General features: G+C 51.4%; 1 rRNA gene. It reads right to left on the reverse strand.

The window, feature by feature from the left end:
* Positions 1-325 (reverse strand): 23S ribosomal RNA (locus tag ACUYLD_RS25555); the annotation flags it as partial.

The raw sequence follows: 325 nt of genomic DNA on the forward strand, positions 1-325 counted from the left end.
GAACAAGTTTTGAACTACAGGGCTTTTACCTTCTCTGGCGGGCCTTTCCAGACCTCTTCATCTAACCGGTTCCTTTGTAACTCCATGTGAGACGTCCCACAACCCCAAGGAGCAAGCTCCTTGGTTTGGGCTAATCCGCGTTCGCTCGCCGCTACTGACGGAATCACTATTGTTTTCTCTTCCTCAGGGTACTTAGATGTTTCAGTTCCCCTGGTCTGCCTCTATTCTGCCTATGTATTCAGCAGAAAGTGACTGTCGATGAAGACAGCCGGGTTTCCCCATTCGGACATCCCCGGATCAAAGCTTGCTTACAGCTCCCCGAGGC

This window comes from Paenibacillus sp. SER-28, assembly GCF_052906305.1.